Genomic DNA, 19,888 nt, shown 5'->3' with positions numbered 1-19,888 from the left:
CCAGCGGGGCGTGCCGACACCGGTGCGCCCCGCCTTGCGTTTACGGCAGGCGTGGGCTCAGAAGCAGGCCCATCACTTCGGCCCGGTGCGCGGTCCAGGTCGTGGCGGGCGCCTGGACGGACACGGCCCACAGGATGGGGCCTCGCGTGATGAACGCGACCGCGCCACCGGTCCCGGGTCCCGCCACCTCGATGCCGAGGCCGTCGGGGACAGCGGCCGGGCCGACGGGTGTGGTGCCGTGGTAGCCGTAGCCGGTCTGGCCGCGCGTGAAGCGCTCCCGCAGGAGCGGGTTGAGGCCTGTGATCCGCTCGACGCGCAGCACGGCTCCCGCCAGCAGGTGGTCTGGTGCGTCGTTCCGTGCGGAGTACAGTGCGTACCCGGGGTTCTCCGTTTCGACGGCCGACACGGGCCCGTCCCATCCGGCGGGGAGGAGCATCGTGACACCGGCCGTCCCGACGACGTGCAGGGTGGGGGTGAGTGGTGCCGCCGTGGGCTCCGGCTTCGGCTCCGGCTCTGGCTCGGCCGGCTGCCTCGCGCGCACGGAGTCGGACAGGGCCGCGAACGAGAACAGGGGCCGCGCGGACGCCGTCGCCGTGGTATCGGTCGAGGCCGCCTCGGTCGAGTCGGGGGGCGCCGGGGACTGGGCGAGAGCCACGGCGGGTGCGAGCGAGGCGAGCAGGACGAGGAGACGCATGGGACGAATGGATCGTCTCCACGGTATCGGCCTCCGCCGCTGTCGGTTAACTCCTCGTCAGAGCCGGACGCGCAGTCCCATGGCAGGACCTGACGGCCGGGGGAGAAGGCGAATGCTGAGGTCCTCGCTCACATCGAAGTCGGCCAGTTCGGCCGAGACGTAGGCGTCGAGGGCCTGGAGCGCATAGGCCGCGAGCACCACCACGCCCCCGATGTCGCGCTGGCTGCGCGCCGTCGCACGGATCGACCGCAGCGTCGAGGAGGTCAGCGTCGTCGAGGTCTGCGCGTTGAGACGGTTGTACTCATCCATGTCCGCCACCAGCACGTCGGCACAGAGTGTGACACGGTCCGGGGAGGATTCCGGGTCGCCCGGCGACTCCACGCACCCGGCATACGCCGCTGCCCTGCGGTAGAGGATGTACTGTCGCTGCCGATCTACGAAGTAGACCACGGCCCCGGCGACCAGCGCTGCGGCCACGGGCGCCTTGACCGACTGCCGGTTGTAGACCTGCCCGAGGCCGGGAAGGAGGAGCGCCCGCGTGACAGCTCCCCGGGGCGTCCGCGTGAGGGTGTCCAGGGAAACCGGCGGCGCGGCCGGACGGGCGAGCGAGTCGGCCACCTGGGCGGCCGGGGCTCCAGCGAGGGCGCCGAGGAGCAAGGCGGCGCAGAGCCAGCGCATCGTCCCTACGCGCCGGAGAGCCGGCCCACGACGCGCTCCAGATCGTCGATTGAGTAGTACGCGATCTCGACGGTGCCGCTTCCGTCGCTGGCGCGGTGCTTGATCTGGACGCGGCTCGACACGTGCTCGCGGAGCCGGGCTTCCATGGCTTCGACCTGAAGGCGGTCGCGCTCCGACAGGCTGGGGCCGTCGGCCGTCGCCTTGGACTCAGAGGTCGTCTTGGCAGGCGGCCCCTCCCGGAGCTGCTTCGTGCGCTGCTCGACGTCGCGGACCGAGAGGCCGTCGTCCAGGATCGACCGGTGGAGATCCAGCAGGTCCTGGTCGTTCTCTACGCCCACGAGGGCGCGGGCGTGACCGGACGAGAGCGCGCCCTCCCGCAGCGATGCCTGGACGCGCGGCGGCAGCTTCAGCAGGCGGAGCGCGTTGGCCACCGTCGGGCGGCTCTTGCCGACCTTCTCGGCCACCTGCTCCTGGGTCAGGCCCACCTCCTCCATCAGTCGCTGGTAGCCGAGCGCCACCTCGACCGGGTTGAGGTCCTCGCGCTGGACGTTCTCGACGATGGCCATCTCCAGCATCGCCTCCGTGTCCGCCTCGCGGACGTAGGCGGGGACCCGCTTGAGGCCCGCCCGGCGGCTGGCGCGGAGACGCCGCTCGCCGGAGATCAACTCGTACCGCCCCTCGCCCAGCGCGCGGACGGTCAGGGGCTGGATGATGCCGAGCTGCGAGATCGAGGAGGCCAGCTCGTCGAGGGCCGTCTCGTCGAAGTCGGTCCGGGGCTGGTAGGGGTTGGGCCGGATCGCGTCGAGATCGAGTTCGGCGACGCGGCCCGCGAGGCGGCGGCGCTCCTCGAAGTTGTAGAGGCGCGTGCGCGAGCCCGTCTCGTCACCCGCGTCGTCGGGCTGAGAGGGGAGGAGGGCGCTGAGACCCTTTCCGAGGGCGGCTTTCTTGGGGGAGGCCATGGTGGGGGTCAGGCGTCGGGAGCGTCCCCGCTCGGGCGGGGCAGGCTGTCGGTGGCCGAGGGAGGGGTGGCACGCGAGGCGAGGACGACGCGGTCGGGCGGGGCCGAGGCGTCGCCGTCGCCGGCGGGGAGACGGGGGGAAGCCGGGCGGGTCCGGGCGGGCATCGGCTCCGCGGGCGCCGGCTCGGCAGGAGGCGGAGGGGGCGCGGGGGCGGTCACGCGCGGCGCGGGCGTCGGGACGCGGAGAGCGGGTGCGTCGTCGAGAGGCGTGCCGTCGGCCGCCTCGGGCGCCTGCTGGAGGTAGCGCTGGTTGTTGCGCACCACCTCGGCCGCGACGGCCATGTAGTTGCGCGAGCCCGACGAGATGGCGTCGTACAGGAGCACCGGCTTGCCGAAGCTCGGCGCCTCCGAGATGCGGACGTTGCGCTGGACGACGGCCTCGAAGACGCGGTCGCCGAAGTAGCGCCGCACCTCAGCCGCGACTTGGTTGGACAGTCGGAGCCGCCCGTCGAACATCGTCAGCAGAACGCCCTCGATCTCCAGGTCTGGGTTGAGGTGCTGGCGGACGATCTTGATCGTGTTCAGCAACTGCCCCAGGCCCTCCAGCGCGAAGTACTCCGTCTGGACCGGGATCAGCACCGAGTCGGCCGCGGTGAGCGCGTTGAGCGTCAGCAGGCCGAGGCTCGGCGGGCAGTCGATGACGATGAACTGGTAGCGCCGCCGGATCTTCTGAAGCGCCTTCTTGAGCACGCGCTCGCGCTCGAACAGGTCGATCATCTCGATCTCGGCCCCCACCAGGTTGATGTGGCTCGGGATGAGATCCAGGAATGGCATCTCCGTGTGCAGCGACACGTCCTCGACCGAGGAGCCGCCCATGAGCACGTCGTAGACCGACGAGGCGACCGTCCGCGGCTCGATGCCGAGGGAGGACGTGCCGTTCGCTTGCGGGTCCGTGTCGATGAGCAGCGTCGGGTGCTCGGAGGCGGCCAGCGACGCAGCCAGGTTGACGGCCGTCGTGGTCTTCCCGACGCCGCCCTTCTGATTCGCGACCGCGATGACCTTGCCCATGACGGGGGGCGCTGAGGGGAGGAGACAACGCCGACCGCAGAAGGCGGCCGGGGGGACCCACGAATATAGGGACGCCGGGACGGCGCGCGGGCCTCGCCGGAGGGGGAGCGCTGAGCGGCGGATCGAGCCCGCAGCCCGCGTAGCAGGTCAGACGATACGCAGAAGCCCTTGTGCGACAGTGGGCACGTCCGATGTCGTGCCGAGGAGGCACCAACAAATACCCCGACCGGCCCAAGGCCGGTCGGGGTGGAGCAAGTGGGCCGTGCCGGTTGTCGTCCCCCCGGACAGATCGCCAGGCTCGACCTCACTCGGTGCTCGAACGATAGGGAACAGAATCTTCTCCGTCAAGGCCTGGGGCATTTTTGCTTCCATCGGGAGGTGAAACCCGACACCGTGCACTGCGATATTCCGCCCGCCCACTCTCCTCGACTCCCATCCAGCCTCTCGAGAATCGCGCGTTCCTCGCCCTCATCGTCCTGGTGACGGTCGCCTTCGCGTGGACGCTGGGCGGCTTTTTGCTGCCGGTGTTCTGGGCGGTTGTGCTGGCGGTGCTGTTCTCGCCGCTGTTCCGCTGGTTCGAGCGCCGCCTCGGCGGTCGCGCGACCCCGGCAGCTCTGCTGACGCTGGGGACGGTGCTGGTGGCCGTCGTGGTGCCGCTCGTCGTGCTCGGCATGCTGGTCACTCAGGAGGCCGTCGGCGTGTACCAACGGGTCGCAAGTGGCGAGATCGACCTGACGGAGCCGGTGGCGGCGGTCGAGCGGCTCGTGCCTCAGCTGTCCGAACGCGCGCAGGAACTGGGCGTCGACTTCGACCAGATCCGGGAGAACGTGGCGACGTCCGCGCTGGCGGTCAGCCAGGAGGTGGCCTCCCGGCTGCTGGGGTTCGGGCAGCAGGCGGTGACGTTCACGCTGCTGCTCGCGGTGTCGCTGTACGTCATGTTCTTCTTCGTCCGCGACGGCGAGGCGTTGCGGGAGGTGCTCATCCGGGCGCTGCCGCTGGGGGACCCGCGGGAGCGGCGGTTGTTCACCAAGTTCGCAGCCGTCACGCGGGCGACGGTCAAGGGCACGTTCGTGATCTCGGCCGTCCAGGGGGCCATCGGTGGGGTCGCGTTCGCACTTCTCGGCATCGGGTCGCCCATCCTGTGGGGCGTCATCATGGGCGTCTTTTCCCTAATCCCGGCCGTCGGCGGCGCGATCGTGTGGATCCCGGCCGCGATCTACCTGCTGGCCATCGGCTCCTGGGGGAAGGCTCTCATTCTGGCGGGCATCGGCGCGGGGATCATGGGCACCGTCGACAACGCCCTCCGGCCGGTCCTCGTCGGGCGAGACGCCGGAATGCCGGACTACATGATCCTGCTCTCGACGCTCGGCGGGCTGGCGACGTTCGGGTTCTCCGGCCTCGTGGTCGGGCCCGTCGTGGCGGGTCTGTTCCTGACCGTCTGGGAGATCTTCACCGAGGAGTTCGGCCCGGCCGATGACCACCCCACGGCGCCGGGGGTGCCCCCCGGCCCGGCGACCGAGGTGCAAGTAGACGACGCACCGCCGTCGGGCGCGGAGGCCGCGTAGCGCGCCGCCGAGAGGCCTCGTTGGCAGCCCGTCCGCACGGTCCGTCGCGCGACCGAGGCGGGGGGGCTCAGGCGAACACGACGGTCTTGTTCTCGTGGACCAGCACCCGCGCTTCGAGGTGCCAGCGGACCGCGCGGGCCAGCACATCGCGCTCCAGGGACTGGCCAGTCCGCTTGAGGTCCGAGATGCTATCCCGGTGCGAGGCACGGGCGACGCCTTGCTCGATGATCGGGCCTTCGTCCAGGTCCTCGGTCACGTAGTGCGCCGTCGCGCCGATCACCTTGACGCCCCGCTCGAACGCCTGGCGGTATGGGTCGGCCCCGATGAAGGCAGGCAGGAACGAGTGGTGGATGTTGATGATGCGGCCCGCGTAGCGCGAGACGAGCGCGGGGGAGAGGATCTGCATGTAGCGCGCCAGCACGACCACGTCCACGCCTGCCTCGGTGAACAGCCGGACCGTCTCCGCCTCGGCCTCCGCCTTGGTCTCCCTCGTCACCGGGACGTGGTGGTACGCGACGCCGAACCGCTCGACCTCGTCGCGCAGCGTGTCGTGGTTGCTGACCACGAGCGGGATGTCGGCGTCGAGCTCGCCGCGGCGCCAGAGCCAGAGGAGCTCTAAGAGCGCGTGGTCGAACTTCGACACCATGAGCGCCATCCGCTTGCGCCGTGCCTGGTAGTCGATCCGCCAGTCCATCGCGAACGGCGTGGCGACGACCCGCGCAAAGGCGGCCTCCAGCGCCTCCGCCGCGAGGTCGAGGTCGGGGGTGGTGAACTCGGCCCGCAGGAAGAACGTCCCGCCGACGGGGTCGGTCGAGTGCTGGTCGAGCGCCGTGATGTTGGCGCCGTGGTTGCGGAGGAAGCCGCTCACCGCAGCCACGATGCCCGGCTGGTCCGGGCACGTGACGAGGAGGCGAGCGAGGGGGACGGCGTCCGTCGGCATGGGTCAGGAGGGGTCAGAAGAAGGCGGCGCGTCCGCCGGGTCGCCGATGCCCCCGAAGGGGTCGCCGTACCAGTCGACCTTGCGCGAGAGGTACATCACGACGGCGAGCGTCACGAGCAGCCCGAGGCTCCCGGCCAGCAGGGCGTAGGCCTCGAGCTGGAGGAGCACGAAGAAGTAGCCGTAGAACAGCGTCAGCAGCCCGCCGACGAGCGCAGCCAGCCGCCACTCCCCGAAGACCGCCCGCGCGTAGAGGGTCACGAGCGACAGGATGGCGACCGCCGCGACGCCGTACGCTCCGTTGAACGGCATGTACTCGGCGAAGGCCAGCAGCAGCAGGTAGAACAGCGTCACCGCGAAGCCGACCAGCAGGTACTGGATCGGGTGGATCCGACGCCCGCCGAGCACCTCGACGAAGAAGAACGTCAGGAACGTCAGGAAGACGAACAGCACGCCGTACTTGGCGGCCCGGTTCGTCTTCTGGTACTCGTCGACGGGCAGCAGCAGCTCCACGCCGAAGGCCGAGGGGCCGCTGCCGTCGAACCCCGGCTCGTAGTACTCGTAGCTGGCCCGCCTCGGGAGCGCCGTCGGCCGGCCGAAGGACCCGGTGAAGGCCTGCGGGTAGTTCCGGTTGAGGTGGAGGACGCGCCAGCGCGCCTCGAAGCCATCGGCGGCGACCGTCCGCTCCTCCGGCAGAAACGCGCCTGCGAAACGGGGCGTGTCCCAGGGCGAGGCCAGCTTCAGCGTCGTCTCCCGGCCGACGGGCAGCACGCCCAGGCTGCCGCTGCCGTTGAGACTCAGGTCGAACGAGAAGGCAGCCCCGTCGGCGTCGACGGTGACGGGAATCGAGACGCCGGTCGAGAACACGTCGCCGGTGACGATGCCCGGGTCCGCCTCGCGCGTGGTGCCGTCCCACTCCAGTCGGATCGGGTCGCGCACGCCAACGAGGTCGGAGAGGCCGATCTGGACGAACGCCTCGTCGAGGCGGAGCGCGCCGCGCGCGACGCCGAACGCCGCCGAGTCGACCGACGGGAAGCGGCCCTGCACCGTCAGTTGCGTCTCGTACAGCACGACGCGGAAGATGCCCCGCGTGCGGACCTGCGGCTCCAGGCGGCCCTCCACGTCGAGCGCGTCGGGAAAGAGGTGCGCGTAGCGCGTCACGGTCCGCTGGCCCCCGCCCTCGGCGGGCTCGGTGGCCGTGTACGGGATCGTGAGCACCGGGCCGCCGAGGGTCTGGTCCTGGCCCCACTGTGCCGACACTTCGCTCCGGGCCTCCTCACGCAGTTGCTCGCGCTCCGAGATGAGACCGCTCAGCAGCGCCAGCGGCACCATCAGGATCAGCACGATCCCGACGATGGCGAGCACCTTCAGCGCCAGCGACCGGCGCGGTGACGGCACCCTCGGCGGGCGCAGCGACCTCGGGGTGGGCAGCCGCGGGACAGGGGGGGGGGGCGGGGGGGCGTCAGTCGAGTCGGACATCAGGCTCGGGGCAGGGTCGCCCGAACGTACAGACGCCCCTGATGCGATGCCCCATCCGAGGCACCTACGCCACCTGGTCCGATTGATCCAGACCTGCCTCAGGATGTCGCGTGCTCCGACGATCTCGCGGCTGCAGCGGCCGTCGGAGAGCGCAGCGGCATGGCGGTCGGGAGCCGCGCCATCGGTGGCCTCGCGGAGCTAGCGCACGCGTGTGTAGCGAGCGTTCTGAAGAGCTCCGGTCTCGTCGTCTCGGGAAGACAGTGAGAGGGTGGACGTCGAGCACGACACGTCGGCAGTCCACTGATTGGCGCCCAGGAGGCGGCCCGCGTTGAGGTTGATCCGGCCGAGCGGCGCTGGCCCGCCTGTGACCTGCGCGTAGGCTGTCAGCGCCAGGGGCGGAGTGCCGGGAGCGGCATGGTGCATCTCGAGCACGGTTCGACCGGACGGCTCAGCGGTTCCGTACAGCATGCCGTGAAGGTGGACTGTGACATCGGTCGGCGACGACGGGCTCGCGGCAGAACTCCGGAGCGTCACCGCGAACCGGTTGAGCGACCACTGGTACGTCCCGTCCGGCTGAAGCGTCAGCCACGCATCGCCCTCGGAGCCGACGTACTCGTACTCATCGCTTCCCAGCCCCATGCGCTGGAGGTTATCGGCACTCCACGCGGACTCAGGGACGAGTGCCCAGGTGCCCTGGTGGCAGGCCGAGGCGGAGCCGGTGAGTGCAGGCGGCGACACCGGCCCCTCTGGGCCATTCCCGGAAGGGCCTCCCACCCCAGCCATGCTTGCGATGTCTCCAAGGGCGCTCACAGAGCAGGCAGTCAGGGAGCACGTGAGAGAGAGGAGGACGACGAATCGGCTCAAGAGCATGATGGGCGGGAAAGGGGTGTAGCCCTGACACCAGAATTCTGTGATTGGAGTGTCACCCAACCCCACACGGCCTCGGCCCGGACGGGCCATCACGAGACCGCCCCGGCAGCCGAAGCCACCGGGGCGGTGCGATCCTGGCTGGCAGCGCGCCGCCAGTGAGGCGAGGCGAAGCCTAGTTCGTGTCCCCCTCGTCGACGACCTCGAAGTCCGCCTCCTCGGCGGCCGGCGTGGCGCCGCCATTGGCCTGCGCGTCGGCGGCTGCCTGCGCGCCGCCCGCTTCAGCCTCCGCCTGCTGGGCCCGGTAGAGGTCCTCCGAGGCCGCGCTCCACGCCGTGTTGAGCTGCTCGATGGCCGAGTCCAGCTGATCGAGGTCCTGGTTCTTGTGGACCTCCTTGAGACGCTCCACACCGGCCTCGATGGCCGCCTTCTTCTCCGCCGGGATCTTGTCGCCGTACTCGGCGAGGTTCTTCTCGGTCGAGAAGATCAGGCTGTCGGCCTGGTTGAGCTTGTCGATCGACTCCTTGCGCTGCGCGTCCTCGGAGGCGTGCTCACGGGCGGCGCGGCGCATGGCCTCGATCTCCTGCTCCGAGAGGCCCGACGACGCCTCGATGCGGATCGACTGCTCCTTGCCGGTCGCCTTGTCCTTGGCCGAGACCGACAGGATGCCGTCGGCGTCGATGTCGAACGTGACCTCGATCTGGGGCAGGCCGCGCGGGGCGGGCGGAATGCCGTCGAGGTGGAAGCGGCCGATGGTGCGGTTGTCGACCGACATGGCGCGGTCGCCCTGGAGCACGTGGATCTCGACCGACGGCTGGTTGTCCGAGGCCGTCGAGAACGTCTCCGACTTGCGCGTCGGGATGGTCGTGTTGGCCGGGATGAGCGCCGTCATGACGCCGCCGAGGGTCTCGATGCCCAGGTTGAGCGGGGTCACGTCGAGCAGCAGCACGTCCGTCACGTCGCCCGAGAGGACGCCGCCCTGGATGGCCGCGCCCACGGCGACGACCTCGTCCGGGTTGACCGACTTGTTGGGCGCCTTGCCGAAGAACTCCTTGACGACCTCCTGAATCCTGGGGATGCGCGAGGAGCCGCCCACGAGGATGATCTCGTCCACCTGGGTCTTGGTGAGCCCGGCATCCGCGAGGGCCTTCTCCATCGGGGGGATGGTACGGCGCACGAGGTCGTCGACGAGCTGCTCGAACTTGGCGCGCGTCAGGTCCAGCGTGAGGTGCTTCGGACCCTCCTGAGTGGCCGTGATGAACGGCAGGTTGATGGTCGTCTGGGAGGCGGCCGAGAGCTCGATCTTGGCCTTCTCCGCGGCCTCCTTGAGGCGCTGGAGAGCCATCGGGTCGGTCCGCAGGTCCACGTCGTCGGTCCGCTTGAACTCGTCCGCGATCCAGTCGATGAGGCGCTGGTCGAAGTCGTCGCCGCCGAGGTGCGTGTCGCCGTTGGTGGACTTGACCTCGAAGACGCCGTCGCCGAGCTCCAGGATCGAGATGTCGTAGGTGCCGCCGCCGAGGTCGTAGACCGCGATGACCTCGTCCTCCTGCTTCTTGTCGAGGCCGTACGCCAGCGCGGCGGCGGTGGGCTCGTTCAGGATGCGCTTGACCTCCAGGCCCGCGATCTGGCCCGCCTCCTTGGTGGCCTTGCGCTGGGCATCGTTGAAGTAGGCCGGAACGGTGATGACCGCCTCGGTGACGCGCTCGCCGAGGTAGTCCTCGGCGGTCTGCTTGAGCTTGCCGAGGACCATCGCCGAGACCTCCTGCGGCGTGTAGAGCTTGGTGTCGCCTGCGGCGTCCACCTCGATGCGGGCCACGCCGCCGTCGCCCTTGGTGACGGCGTACGGCACGGTCTTCATCTCCTCGGAGACCTCCGCAAACTGCCGCCCCATGAACCGCTTCACCGAGGCGATGGTGTTGGTCGGGTTGGTGATGGCCTGCCGCTTGGCCGGCGCGCCGACGAGCCGCTCGCCGTCTTTCTTGAACGCGACGACGGAGGGGGTCGTCCGCCCGCCTTCCGCGTTGGGGACGACGACAGGTTCGTTGCCCTCCATGACGGCCACGACGGAGTTGGTCGTGCCGAGGTCGATGCCGATGATCTTGCCCATTGGGGTCGAGTAGTAAAGTCTGTTGGTGAAGGCCAGCGAGCGGCCCGGTCGAATGGTATTGGTGTGGCTACGCAGGCTCGCGGAGGAGGATCCGCACCGGGCGGACTGTCTAAGCGTCAGGCCTGCGACGCCACCCCCGTACCTCGACAAGGCGCGTGCCAGAGCGTCTCGATTGCCGTTATGGCAGGCGCGTTCGAGGATTCCTCAAGCGCGCTCGCCGGGAGGGTATCTTCCGGTACCCCCCCGTTTCCGGGTGCTCCCCGCGATGAAGCACGTCCCGAATGCCCTCACCGTTGGCCGCATCATCGCGGCCCCGGTGTGCCTGTACCTGCTCTGGACCGGCACCGTCTGGGGACAGCTGGCCGGTGCGGTGCTGTTCATCCTGGCGGCCATCACCGACTGGCTGGACGGGCGGCTGGCGCGCGAGTACGGCGTTTCCTCCCGCCTCGGGCAGTTTCTGGACCCCCTCGCCGACAAGGTGCTGGTGCTCGGCGCCTTCTTCCTGATCCCGTTTCTGGAGCCGATCGGCACAGGGCTGACGGCGCCGGCGGGCGCGTGGCTGCCGTGGCTCGCCATCGGCGCCATCGCAGCGCGGGACGTGGCGGTGACGGTGCTGCGGACCGTGTACGAGCGCCAGGGGCGATCGCTCGCCACGTCCACGGCTGCCAAGTGGAAGACGGCCTGGCAGCTTACGTTTCTGATCACCGCGTTTGTGTTTCTCGCCGGGCGCCACTTGGAAGCGATGGGCGGCGCGCTCGGGGCGCTCGGGCAGTTTCTCTCCGCTGCCCTCGTGTCTCCGGCCGCCCTCGTCTTCCTGGTCGTGACCGCCGCCGTGACGGTCTACACCGGCGTCCTCTACTTCCGCTCGCCGACGTCCACGTGAGGACCTCGCCCGCCTCGATGACTCCTGCCGACGCCATCGCCCGCGACCTGCTCGCGGTCGGCGCGGTGTCGCTCCGCCCCGACGCGCCGTTCACGTGGGCCTCGGGCCGCCTCTCGCCGGTCTACACCGACAACCGGCTGCTGCTGTCGGTGCCGGACGTCCGCGACCGGGTCGCGAAGGCGTTCCTCGGCGCTCTGCAGGCCCTCGGCGGGCACGTGGACGCGGTGTCGGGCACAGCGACGGCAGGGATCCCACACGGCGCGCTGCTGGCCGACCGCGCACGCCTACCGTTCAGCTATGTCCGGGGCGCGGCCAAGGGGCACGGGCGCCAAAACCGGATCGAGGGGCGGGTCGAGGCCGGGCAACAGGTCGTCCTGGTGGAGGATCTCGTTTCGACCGGTGGCTCGGTCCTCAGCGCCGCCGAGGCGCTCCGGGAGGCGGGCGCGGAGGTGGCGGCCGTGCTCGCCGTGTTCTCCTACGGCTTCGCCGAGGCGGACCAGGCCTTCGGTACTGCGGGCGTGCCGCTGGTGACGCTGACGGACTTCGCCGCCCTCGCGCGAGCCGCGCAGGAGACCGGCGCCCTCGGCCCCGACGCCTGGGCGGTCCTCCGCGATTGGCGCGACGACCCGGCCGCGTGGAGCGTAGCCCGTGGCGGGGCGGGGTAGGCCTTCAGGGGGCGCACTGGTGGTCGATACCCGAACCGGACCGACTCCCCCTCGATGATCCGTCACGTCTCCACCCACCGAGAAGACCGTGTCGTCGACGCGATCGGGTGCGTGCGGGTCTTCGGAAGCGTGTTCGTCTGTACCGGAAGTTTCGCGCTCTGGGCAGCGCTGGGCGGCGGCGGTGGGCTCGACGAGGCGGGCGCGGGGCCTCGCCTCCTCCTGGCCCTCATCGGTGCCTCGCATCTCGGTGCCGGGCTGTTCCTCTGTGCGAGTCGCTGGTCGCGTGCCGTCGTCCGCCGCCGGGGCGTCGAGTGGACCGAGCGGGGCGGGCTCCGACCGGCTCGGAGTCGGTTTTTCGTGCCGAGCGACATCGGCTCGGTGTTCGTCGAGGAGATGGCCGACAGCGACGGAGACTCGACGTACCGGGTGGTGCTGCGGCTCGGCTCGGGCGAGACGGTGCCGCTCACGCATCAGTTCAGCCCCTCGGAGGAGACCGCGGCCGACGCTGCGGCCGCGGTCGCGCGCCGACTTCAGATTCCGGAGCGCGTGGGGTGAGGCGGTCATCGGGGGCCCCGGCACCACGACGGCACAGAGGGGTTGAGGAGGTGCCCAGTGGCTTCCCTCCCTTTTGCATCGCTCCGCACCATGACCGGTCTCCTCCTCACCGTCGGCGACGAGATCCTCCTCGGCCAGATCGTCAACACGAACGCCGCCTGGTTGGGCGAGCGCCTCGCCGAGGTCGGCGTGGACGTGCTCCGCAGCGAGACAGTGCGCGACGACGTGGACGCCATCGTGACTGCCATCGACCGAGCCACCGACGATGGGGCGGCTCTCATCGTCGTCACCGGCGGCCTCGGCCCAACGCACGACGACGTCACGAAGGAGGCCGTGGCGCGCGCGTTCGGCGTCGGTGTCACCGTTCGCCCGGACGTGCTGACCTGGATCGAGAATCGCTACGCGGCCCGCGGGCGGACGATGCCCGCCGTCGGGCGCCTCATGGCCGAGGTGCCGGACGGGTTCGAGCCGCTCCACAACCCCAAGGGCAGCGCGCCCGGCCTCTGGGGCACGCGCGACCTCGACGACGGCCGCCGCCAGATCGTGGCGATGATGCCCGGCGTCCCGCACGAGATGAAGGTGCTCGCCGAAGAAGCCGTGCTGCCGCGGCTGGCGGCGCTCCAGGACGCCGTTGTGCTCTCGCGGACGCTGCTGACGGCGGGGAAGGGGGAGAGCGACCTCGCAGCCATGATCGGCGAGCAGGTCGAGGGACTCCCCGAGGGGCTGACGCTGGCCTACCTCCCCGGCCTCGGTGAAGTGCGCCTCCGGATCACGGCTCGTGGGGCCGACCGGGAAGCCGCCCAACACGCTCTCGACGCGGCCACGGATGCCGTTCGCGACGGACTCGGAACGCTCGTCTACGGGGAGGAGCGGACGACGCTAGCGGCGGTCGTCAACGAGGCGCTGCGGGAGCGCGGGCTGCGGCTGGCCGTCGCCGAGAGCTGCACCGGCGGGGCCATCGCCAGCCGCGTCACGGAGGTTCCCGGTGCGAGCGGTGTGTTCCAGGGAGGCGTGATCGCCTACAGCAACGAAGCCAAGACCGACCTCCTCGGCGTCCCCGCCGACCTGATCGAGGTGGAGGGAGCGGTCAGCGAGGCCGTCGCGCTCGCCATGGCCGCAGGGGCCCGCACGCGGTTCGGCGCCGACATCGGGGTCTCCACGACCGGCATCGCGGGACCCGGCGGCGGAACGCCCGAAAAGCCCGTCGGGACGGTGTGGCTCGCCTACGACGACGGCGTCTCGACGCGCGCCGTCTGCCTGCAGTTCACGCCGGACCGGGCGACCAACATCGCCCTTTCCGTGACAGCCGTGCTCAACCTCGTCCGGCGTCAGCTGCTTCGAGGCGCGTAGTTCGGAGCCTCCTCAACTTTTCCGGGCGGCCGAGGTTACGTCTGTCCTTCACGGCGGTCTAAAGGTCATCGGGACGTGACACGATGGTGTCACCCTGGAGGCGGTACCCTGTCGCGTTCCCCCTGCCTGAGGGGCCACAACCTCGGCCCTCCACTCATTCAACAGCTGCTCTTCGGAGCCCTGCCCTCATGGCGAAGTCTCCCGCAACCATTCCCGCCGACGCTGCGGCCAAGTCGAAAGCCCTCGACCTGGCCATGAAGCAGATCGACAAGCAATTCGGCAAAGGCGCCGTCATGAAGATGGGCGACGCCCCGCCGGTCGAGATGGACGCCATCTCGACGGGCTCGCTGACGCTCGACCACGCGCTCGGCATCGGCGGCGTGCCCCGCGGCCGCATCATCGAGATCTACGGCCCCGAGTCGTCCGGCAAGACGACGCTGGCGACCCAGATCATCGCCGAGGCGCAGAAGCTCGGTGGCACCTGCGCCTTCATCGACGCCGAGCACGCCTTCGACCCGACCTATGCTGAGAAGCTGGGCGTCAACACGGACGACCTCCTGATGTCTCAGCCGGACACCGGCGAGCAGGCGCTCGAGATCTGCGACATGCTGGTCCGCTCCGGCGCCATCGACGTGGTCGTGATCGACTCCGTCGCCGCGCTCGTGCCGAAGGCTGAGATCGAGGGCGAGATGGGCGCCAGCCACGTCGGCATCCAGGCCCGGCTCATGAGCCAGGCGCTCCGCAAGATCACCGGCACCATCAAGCGGACCAACACGATCCTGATCTTCATCAACCAGATCCGGATGAAGATCGGCGTCATGTTTGGCAGCCCCGAGACGACTGCCGGTGGCCGCGCGCTCAAGTTCTACGCGTCGGTCCGTATGGACATCCGCCGCATCGGCGCCATCAAGGACGGCCAGGAGGTGACGGGCAACCGGACGCGCGTCAAGATCGTGAAGAACAAGGTGGCGCCGCCGTTCCGGCAGGCCGAGTTCGACATCATCTACGGCGAGGGCGTCTCCAGCCTCGGCGAGCTGATCGACCTCGGGCTGGAGCACGACGTGATCCAGAAGTCGGGCTCGTGGTACTCGTATGGCGAGGAGCGCATCGGCCAGGGTCGCGAGGCCACCAAGGAGTGGCTGAAGACCAACGACGACCGCCGCGAGGCCGTCAAGCAGGCGGTCAAGATCGCGCTGGGCATGATGCCCGACCCCGACGCGCCGGCTCCGGAAGCCCCCGAGACTTCGGTCGAGGAGGACGAACTCGTCGACGCGTAGCCTCTCGACTCGTCATTCCATAGACGCCGCCTGGGTTCGCCTGGGCGGCGTCTCGCGTTTGGGGGAACGTCCGCGCAGGGGCGGGATAGCTTGCGGCATGCGTCTCGTCCTGTCTCTGATCGCCCTCACCCTCACCGCTCCTCTGGCGGCCCAGCCTGCTGCCGTCGACACGACGGCGCTGCCGCCCAAGACCGAGCCGTACGAAGTGGGGCTGCTCCTGTCCGTGTACGCGTGGGAGAACCCGGCCGTGGTGGTGCCGCTCCGCGTCGTGAACGAGACGGCCTATCCGGTCTACTTCGGCGCGGCGCCCGCGCTCTGGGCCGGGGCTGCCCTGGCCGACGCCGATCTCGATCCGGCCCTCCGGCTGACCGTCGCGCAGGCGGCCAACTTCGGGGTGACGTTCGCCCTGAAGAACCTCATCAACCGGCCCCGGCCCTACGTCGCGGTGGAGGGGGTCTCGGCGCGCGACCGCGGCCACCAGGGCGACGAGGTGTTCGACCCGCACTCGTTTCCCTCCGGTCACACCTCGACGGCCTTCGTGATCGCGACGTCGGTCAGCCTGAGCTACCCCGAGTGGTACGTGGTCCTGCCGGCGGCGGCATGGGCGGGCACGATGGGCGTGGCGCGCGTCTGGCACGGGGTCCACTACCCGAGCGACGTGCTGGCGGGAGCGGCCATCGGCATGGCGACGGGCGCGGCGGTCCACTTCCTGATGCCGGACGTGTTCGGGGACGAGGCCGCGGCCCAGCCGGTCCGGATCGTGATCCCGCTGTGAGCCGCCGGACGGTCACGAGTGGCGCAGAGTGGGAAGCGGTGTATGGCTACCGCCGAGCCGTTCGCCTCGGGGACGTGATCGCGGTGGCCGGGACGACGGCGCCTGGGCCGGACGCGTACGTCCAGGCATCGGCGGCCTTCCGCATCGCCCTGGACGCACTGGCCGAATTGGGCGGTCGCCCCGAGGATGTGATTCGCACCCGCATGTTCGTGGTCGACATGGCCGACGCGGAGGCGGTCGGGCGAGCCCACGCGGAGGCGTTCGGCGCTCACCCACCCGCGGCGACGATGCTGGCGGTCTCGGCGCTCATCGCGCCGGACTTGCTCGTCGAGGTGGAGGTAGACGCGGTCGTGAAGCGCGACGCGACACCGTAGCTTTGGGGACCTCACCCCTCGGACCATGCTTCCCCTCGTTCACACCGTCGTCCTCGCCCTGCACGTGCTGTTCGCCGCCGCGTGGTTCGGCATGGCGTCCGCGCTCCCGGCGCTGGTGCGCAGCGCCATGAGGCCCGGAGCGGCTGAGGGGGGCAAGGTGGTCGGCGCGATGAACGGGTCCGCGGTCCTGTTCTACGGGTTCGCGGTCGCCAACTGGACGCTCGGCATGCAGCTCGGCTTCGAGGCCCAGTACAACACGTGGCCCTACCACACCGCTCTGACGCTCGGGCTGATCCTGGTCGCCGTGCAACTGCTGCTCATCCGGACGGGGTGGAACAAGCTGGTCGCGGGGGTCGGGACGCCGGAGGCGGAGTCCGGCCGGAAGCGACTCGCGGCGGGCCTCGGCATCGGCAACCTCGTCTGGCTGGTGCTCTTCATCCTCATGTACGTCGGCCGCGGCGTCGTAGGCGGCTAGCGGGTGAGACGTGGTTTCGGGGGAGGTGCCTCTCCATGAACGGCGAGGCGGACGCCCGTGTGCTCCCCGGCATTCAGCCCGCTGCGGCCCGTCGGAGCCGGTCCATGACGGCGACCCCCAGGCCGACCTCCGGCACCGCCTCGGCGTCGATGCGGGAGAGCTGGGCGGCATCGGCACGGCGGAACGCGTCGAACAACTGGCGCGCGTAGGCCTCCACGTCGGGGCAGACCGTGGCGAGCGCATAGCCGGACGGGGGAGGGGAGAGGCCGATCCAGGCGGCGTCGCCCGACGGAGAGGCATCGCCTGGTGCGACGAGGTGCACCTGAGCCCGCGGTGCGTAGTGGCGGTGCCGGGTGCCGGGTGAACGGCGCGTCTGCTCTGCCTCGGCGGCGACAGCGCGAGACGCCGGAAACTGCGCCTCGAGAGCGTCCAGCGTCACGGCCCCCGGTCGCAACACCAGCGGCACGTCGCCCGTGGCGTCGACCACGGTCGATTCCAGCCCGACGGTCGTCGGCGGACCCTGCAGGATGGCATCGACCCGCCCGTCGAGGTCCTCGGCCGCCGCCGCCCAGGTCGTCGGACTCGGACGTCCGCTCCGGTTGGCTGATGGGGCGACCAGGGGGCCGGTCGACCGCAGCACGGCGCGCGCCAGCGGCGCCAAGGGCACGCGCACGGCGACGGTGCCGAGCCCAGCCGTGACGGCAGGCGGCAGGCCCGGGCGCGCAGGCAGGACCACGGTCAGCGGTCCCGGCGCGAAGGCGCGGAGCAGGTCCCCCCCGAGGGCGGTGACGTGCGCTACCTCGTCCGCCTCGGCGGCCTCTCCGAGGTGGACGATGAGGGGGTTGTCCGACGGCCGCCCCTTGGCCTCGAACACGCGCCGCACCGCGTCGGCGTCGTAGGCGAGCGCGGCGAGCCCGTAGACCGTCTCTGTGGGCAGCACGCACAGCCCTCCGCGCCGGAGCACGGCGGCGGCTTCGTCGGGGTCTCGCGTCAGGAGCGTGCGCACGGGGCTAGGTTTCGGAGCCGCAAGATCCCACCGCCATGGCCCGCAAGGAACCCGTCTTCGCCGAGTACGACACGCACGATATCGACGGCTACGAGGTGCTCGTCGGCAAGACGGCGCGCGACAACGACCGGCTCACGTTCAAGGTGGCCCGGCCCAACGACGTCTGGCTCCACGTGGGCGGGGGCACGCCCGGTAGCCACGTTGTCGTGCGGACGCCGGAGGGGGAGGAGGTGCCGCGGTGGGTCGTGAAGAAGGCCGCCGAGCTGGCCGTCCGCCACTCCAAGGCCAAGAACGCGACCGGCAAGGTGGACGTCCACGTCTGCCGTGCGTGTGACGTGACCAAGCCGCGCGGCGCGAAGGCAGGCTCGGTGCAACTGAGGCGCTACGAGTCGGTGAAGGTGTACCCGGCGAGCACGTAGCGAAAAGCTTTTCGGCGAGCACGGAGCCACGGGTATCTTCCGGCCCCCCGATGCAGTGAGAGCCCCATGAGTGTCACCATCCATGATGTCGCGCGCCGTGCGGGCGTGTCGATCGCGACCGTGTCGCGTGTGCTCAACAACACGTGCAAGGTCCGCGAGGACAAGCGCCTCCTCGTTCTCGAAGCAGCCCGGGACCTGGGCTACTCACCCAATCCGGCGGCTCTCAGCCTGCTCAACAAGAAGACCGGCGCCCTCGGCGTGCTCCTGCCGTCGGTCCACGGGGAGTTCTTCTCCGAGTTGCTGAACACGCTCGACGAGGCCGCGCGGGAGAACGAACTCATCCTCGTCATTTCGACGTCGCACCGCCACGAGGCCGAGTTCCAGAAGGCCATGCAGTTTCTCGACAAGCGGGTCGATGGGCTGATCGTCATGGCGCCGGAGCTCGACGCGCCTGCCGCGGCGTCGATCCTTCACACGGGCGCGCCGGTGGTGTTCATCAACACCTACGCCGAGGGCCTCCCCGCCGACGTGTTCAACTTCGACAACTACGGCGGGTCGCGCGCGCTGACCCAGCACCTCCTCGATCAGGGGCATCGCAAGATCGCGCTGGTCCTCGGGCCTCAGACGGCGGGCGATGCGAAAGAGCGCGCCCGCGGGTACCGGGATGCGATGGCCGCTGCAGGGATCGAGGACACCGACGAACTGGAGTTCGAGGGCGGCTACGACCGGAAGGATGGATTCGTCGCGGCCGAGGCGATCGTGGCCAGCACAGTGCGCCCGACCGCCATCCTGGCGGCAAACGACTACTGCGCGATGGGCGTCGTGAGCGCGCTCCATACGCTCGGGATCGCGGTCCCGGACGAGATCGCGGTTGCCGGGTTCGACGGGTTGATGAGCGCCAAGTACGGCGTCCCGCCCCTGACGACGGCGCGCGTCTCGATCGGCGAGATCGGAGCGCGGGCGGTGGGGCGGCTCGTCGCTCGTCTCAATGGCGAGCTGCCCGAAGGCGACTTCGACCATCAGGTGGTGCCCGTCGATCTGGTGGTCCGGGCGTCAACGGCGACGCCGGTGTCCGTCTGACGACGCCGACGCTGGGGCGTCTGTGACCGCCCCAGGTCGGCAGAACGGGGCGTTTCCTGATCCCCTGCCTACGGAACGGCGGATCCTGGGGTGGGAATGAGAGCGTTGGAGGCCTCATCCTGGAAGCGCTTCAGAAAACACTTTGAAAAGGTTTTCGTAGCCTGTACCTTGACTCAGTCTTCCCACCCCCACCTTCTCTCTCATGACCCGACTGCTACTCCCGGCGCCCCTGGCTTCTCGCCTGCAGCGCGCCTCGCTCGCCCTCGCTCTCTTCGCGCTCGCTACGGCGCCTGCGTTCGCCCAGATCGTCTTCGACGACTTCAACGACGGTGACACGTCGAACGCGGGCGCCTTCTACGGTGGCTCCAACGGCGGGGCGGGCACCGGCCCGACCACCGACCGTGACGGCATGGACGGCATGGCGCTCAACCTCGGCGTCGACCCGGGCACGGAGACGATGGCGGGCGGCACGACGGCCTTCGCCGGGTTCTCGGTCGAGGCGCCGGGCATGGGCGTCGACGCGACCGGCGCCGAGTACTTCACCTTCTACATCCGCCCGACGGTCAACGAGGGCAACGGCCGCCTGGTCGTCGAGGTGAACCTCCAGGAGGACGCCAACGGCGACGGCACCTACGACGGCGCCACCGAGGACGAGTACCAGGCCAACATCGGGATC

20 protein-coding genes and 1 pseudogene are annotated in these 19,888 nt (G+C 70.2%); 12 read left to right on the top strand and 9 right to left on the bottom strand.

Annotation, left to right across the window (positions count from 1 at the left end):
* Positions 1 to 40 precede the first annotated feature (40 nt).
* The 4 genes and pseudogenes from B1759_RS19020 to B1759_RS19005 form a co-directional block, all read right to left on the bottom strand.
* Positions 41 to 694 carry a hypothetical protein gene (locus tag B1759_RS19020; RefSeq protein ID WP_095516672.1) on the bottom strand — a complete coding sequence of 218 codons (654 nt, stop codon included), beginning with the start codon at positions 692 to 694 and terminating at the stop codon, positions 41 to 43.
* Positions 695 to 751: 57 nt separating this feature from the next.
* The gene (locus B1759_RS19015) at positions 752 to 1,372 is read right to left on the bottom strand and encodes a DUF5683 domain-containing protein (protein WP_095516671.1); all 621 of its coding nucleotides are present in this window, start codon (positions 1,370 to 1,372) and stop codon (positions 752 to 754) included.
* A gap of 5 nt (positions 1,373 to 1,377) precedes the next feature.
* Positions 1,378 to 2,331 (bottom strand): ParB/RepB/Spo0J family partition protein, encoded by a 954-nt coding sequence (locus tag B1759_RS19010; protein ID WP_095516670.1) that lies wholly within the window; start codon positions 2,329 to 2,331, stop codon positions 1,378 to 1,380.
* A 284-nt stretch (positions 2,332 to 2,615) separates the two neighbouring features.
* A pseudogene (locus tag B1759_RS19005) lies at positions 2,616 to 3,398 on the bottom strand (ParA family protein); the annotation flags it as partial.
* Between the two features lie 362 nt (positions 3,399 to 3,760).
* On the opposite strand from B1759_RS19005, the gene B1759_RS19000 reads away from it, so the two are divergent.
* The gene (locus B1759_RS19000; protein ID WP_095516669.1) at positions 3,761 to 4,963 is read left to right on the top strand and encodes an AI-2E family transporter; all 1,203 of its coding nucleotides are present in this window, start codon (positions 3,761 to 3,763) and stop codon (positions 4,961 to 4,963) included.
* Positions 4,964 to 5,030: 67 nt separating this feature from the next.
* Here the strand turns inward: B1759_RS19000 and purU are convergent, their stop codons facing one another.
* The 4 genes from purU to dnaK all read right to left on the bottom strand — a co-directional run bounded on the left by purU (position 5,031) and on the right by dnaK (position 10,353).
* The gene (purU, locus tag B1759_RS18995; RefSeq protein WP_095516668.1) at positions 5,031 to 5,903 is read right to left on the bottom strand and encodes a formyltetrahydrofolate deformylase; all 873 of its coding nucleotides are present in this window, start codon (positions 5,901 to 5,903) and stop codon (positions 5,031 to 5,033) included.
* A gap of 3 nt (positions 5,904 to 5,906) precedes the next feature.
* Positions 5,907 to 7,379 (bottom strand): cell envelope integrity protein CreD, encoded by a 1,473-nt coding sequence (gene creD, locus B1759_RS18990; RefSeq protein WP_095516667.1) that lies wholly within the window; start codon positions 7,377 to 7,379, stop codon positions 5,907 to 5,909.
* A 198-nt stretch (positions 7,380 to 7,577) separates the two neighbouring features.
* On the bottom strand, positions 7,578 to 8,117 hold the full coding sequence (locus B1759_RS18985; protein ID WP_143537502.1) for a hypothetical protein: 540 nt from the start codon (positions 8,115 to 8,117) through the stop codon (positions 7,578 to 7,580).
* Between the two features lie 304 nt (positions 8,118 to 8,421).
* Positions 8,422 to 10,353, bottom strand: coding sequence for a molecular chaperone DnaK (dnaK, locus tag B1759_RS18980; protein WP_095516665.1), 1,932 nt, complete (start codon positions 10,351 to 10,353; stop codon positions 8,422 to 8,424).
* 253 nt (positions 10,354 to 10,606) lie between these two features.
* Between dnaK and B1759_RS18975 the strand changes: the two genes are divergently transcribed.
* The 8 genes from B1759_RS18975 (at position 10,607) to B1759_RS18940 (ending at position 16,707) form a co-directional block, all read left to right on the top strand.
* Positions 10,607 to 11,236: a CDP-alcohol phosphatidyltransferase family protein gene (locus B1759_RS18975; RefSeq protein WP_233134448.1), complete on the top strand. Its 630-nt coding sequence runs from the start codon at positions 10,607 to 10,609 to the stop codon at positions 11,234 to 11,236.
* A 17-nt stretch (positions 11,237 to 11,253) separates the two neighbouring features.
* Positions 11,254 to 11,901: an orotate phosphoribosyltransferase gene (gene pyrE, locus B1759_RS18970; protein WP_095516663.1), complete on the top strand. Its 648-nt coding sequence runs from the start codon at positions 11,254 to 11,256 to the stop codon at positions 11,899 to 11,901.
* Between the two features lie 54 nt (positions 11,902 to 11,955).
* The gene (locus tag B1759_RS18965) at positions 11,956 to 12,456 is read left to right on the top strand and encodes a hypothetical protein (RefSeq protein WP_095516662.1); all 501 of its coding nucleotides are present in this window, start codon (positions 11,956 to 11,958) and stop codon (positions 12,454 to 12,456) included.
* 90 nt (positions 12,457 to 12,546) lie between these two features.
* Complete coding sequence (locus B1759_RS18960; protein ID WP_095516661.1) at positions 12,547 to 13,806, top strand: competence/damage-inducible protein A; 1,260 nt, start codon at positions 12,547 to 12,549, stop codon at positions 13,804 to 13,806.
* 188 nt (positions 13,807 to 13,994) lie between these two features.
* Complete coding sequence (gene recA, locus B1759_RS18955; RefSeq protein ID WP_095516660.1) at positions 13,995 to 15,083, top strand: recombinase RecA; 1,089 nt, start codon at positions 13,995 to 13,997, stop codon at positions 15,081 to 15,083.
* Between the two features lie 97 nt (positions 15,084 to 15,180).
* Positions 15,181 to 15,858: a phosphatase PAP2 family protein gene (locus B1759_RS18950; protein WP_095516659.1), complete on the top strand. Its 678-nt coding sequence runs from the start codon at positions 15,181 to 15,183 to the stop codon at positions 15,856 to 15,858.
* Positions 15,855 to 16,232: a Rid family hydrolase gene (locus B1759_RS18945; protein WP_095516658.1), complete on the top strand. Its 378-nt coding sequence runs from the start codon at positions 15,855 to 15,857 to the stop codon at positions 16,230 to 16,232. Before B1759_RS18950 ends, B1759_RS18945 begins: the two co-directional genes overlap by 4 nt.
* Before the next feature lie 25 nt (positions 16,233 to 16,257).
* Positions 16,258 to 16,707 carry a hypothetical protein gene (locus B1759_RS18940; protein ID WP_095516657.1) on the top strand — a complete coding sequence of 150 codons (450 nt, stop codon included), beginning with the start codon at positions 16,258 to 16,260 and terminating at the stop codon, positions 16,705 to 16,707.
* A gap of 73 nt (positions 16,708 to 16,780) precedes the next feature.
* Here B1759_RS18940 and B1759_RS18935 read toward each other — a convergent pair whose 3' ends face one another.
* A complete protein-coding gene (locus B1759_RS18935) occupies positions 16,781 to 17,713 on the bottom strand; it encodes an L-threonylcarbamoyladenylate synthase (RefSeq protein ID WP_095516656.1) in 933 nt (310 codons plus the stop codon).
* 35 nt (positions 17,714 to 17,748) lie between these two features.
* Here B1759_RS18935 and B1759_RS18930 point away from each other — a divergent pair, with 35 nt between their 5' ends.
* The 3 genes from B1759_RS18930 to B1759_RS18920 form a co-directional block, all read left to right on the top strand.
* Positions 17,749 to 18,132 carry an NFACT RNA binding domain-containing protein gene (locus B1759_RS18930; RefSeq protein ID WP_095516655.1) on the top strand — a complete coding sequence of 128 codons (384 nt, stop codon included), beginning with the start codon at positions 17,749 to 17,751 and terminating at the stop codon, positions 18,130 to 18,132.
* 66 nt (positions 18,133 to 18,198) lie between these two features.
* Positions 18,199 to 19,212 carry a LacI family DNA-binding transcriptional regulator gene (locus B1759_RS18925; RefSeq protein WP_095516654.1) on the top strand — a complete coding sequence of 338 codons (1,014 nt, stop codon included), beginning with the start codon at positions 18,199 to 18,201 and terminating at the stop codon, positions 19,210 to 19,212.
* A 202-nt stretch (positions 19,213 to 19,414) separates the two neighbouring features.
* Positions 19,415 to 19,888, top strand: a 474-nt coding sequence (locus B1759_RS18920; protein WP_143537499.1) for a hypothetical protein, incomplete at its 3' end; no start/stop codon positions are given.

Origin of the sequence: Rubrivirga sp. SAORIC476, assembly GCF_002283555.1 — a bacterium.
Lineage (GTDB): Bacteria > Bacteroidota > Rhodothermia > Rhodothermales > Rubricoccaceae > Rubrivirga.
This window is presented reverse-complemented; position numbering and strand designations above follow the sequence as displayed.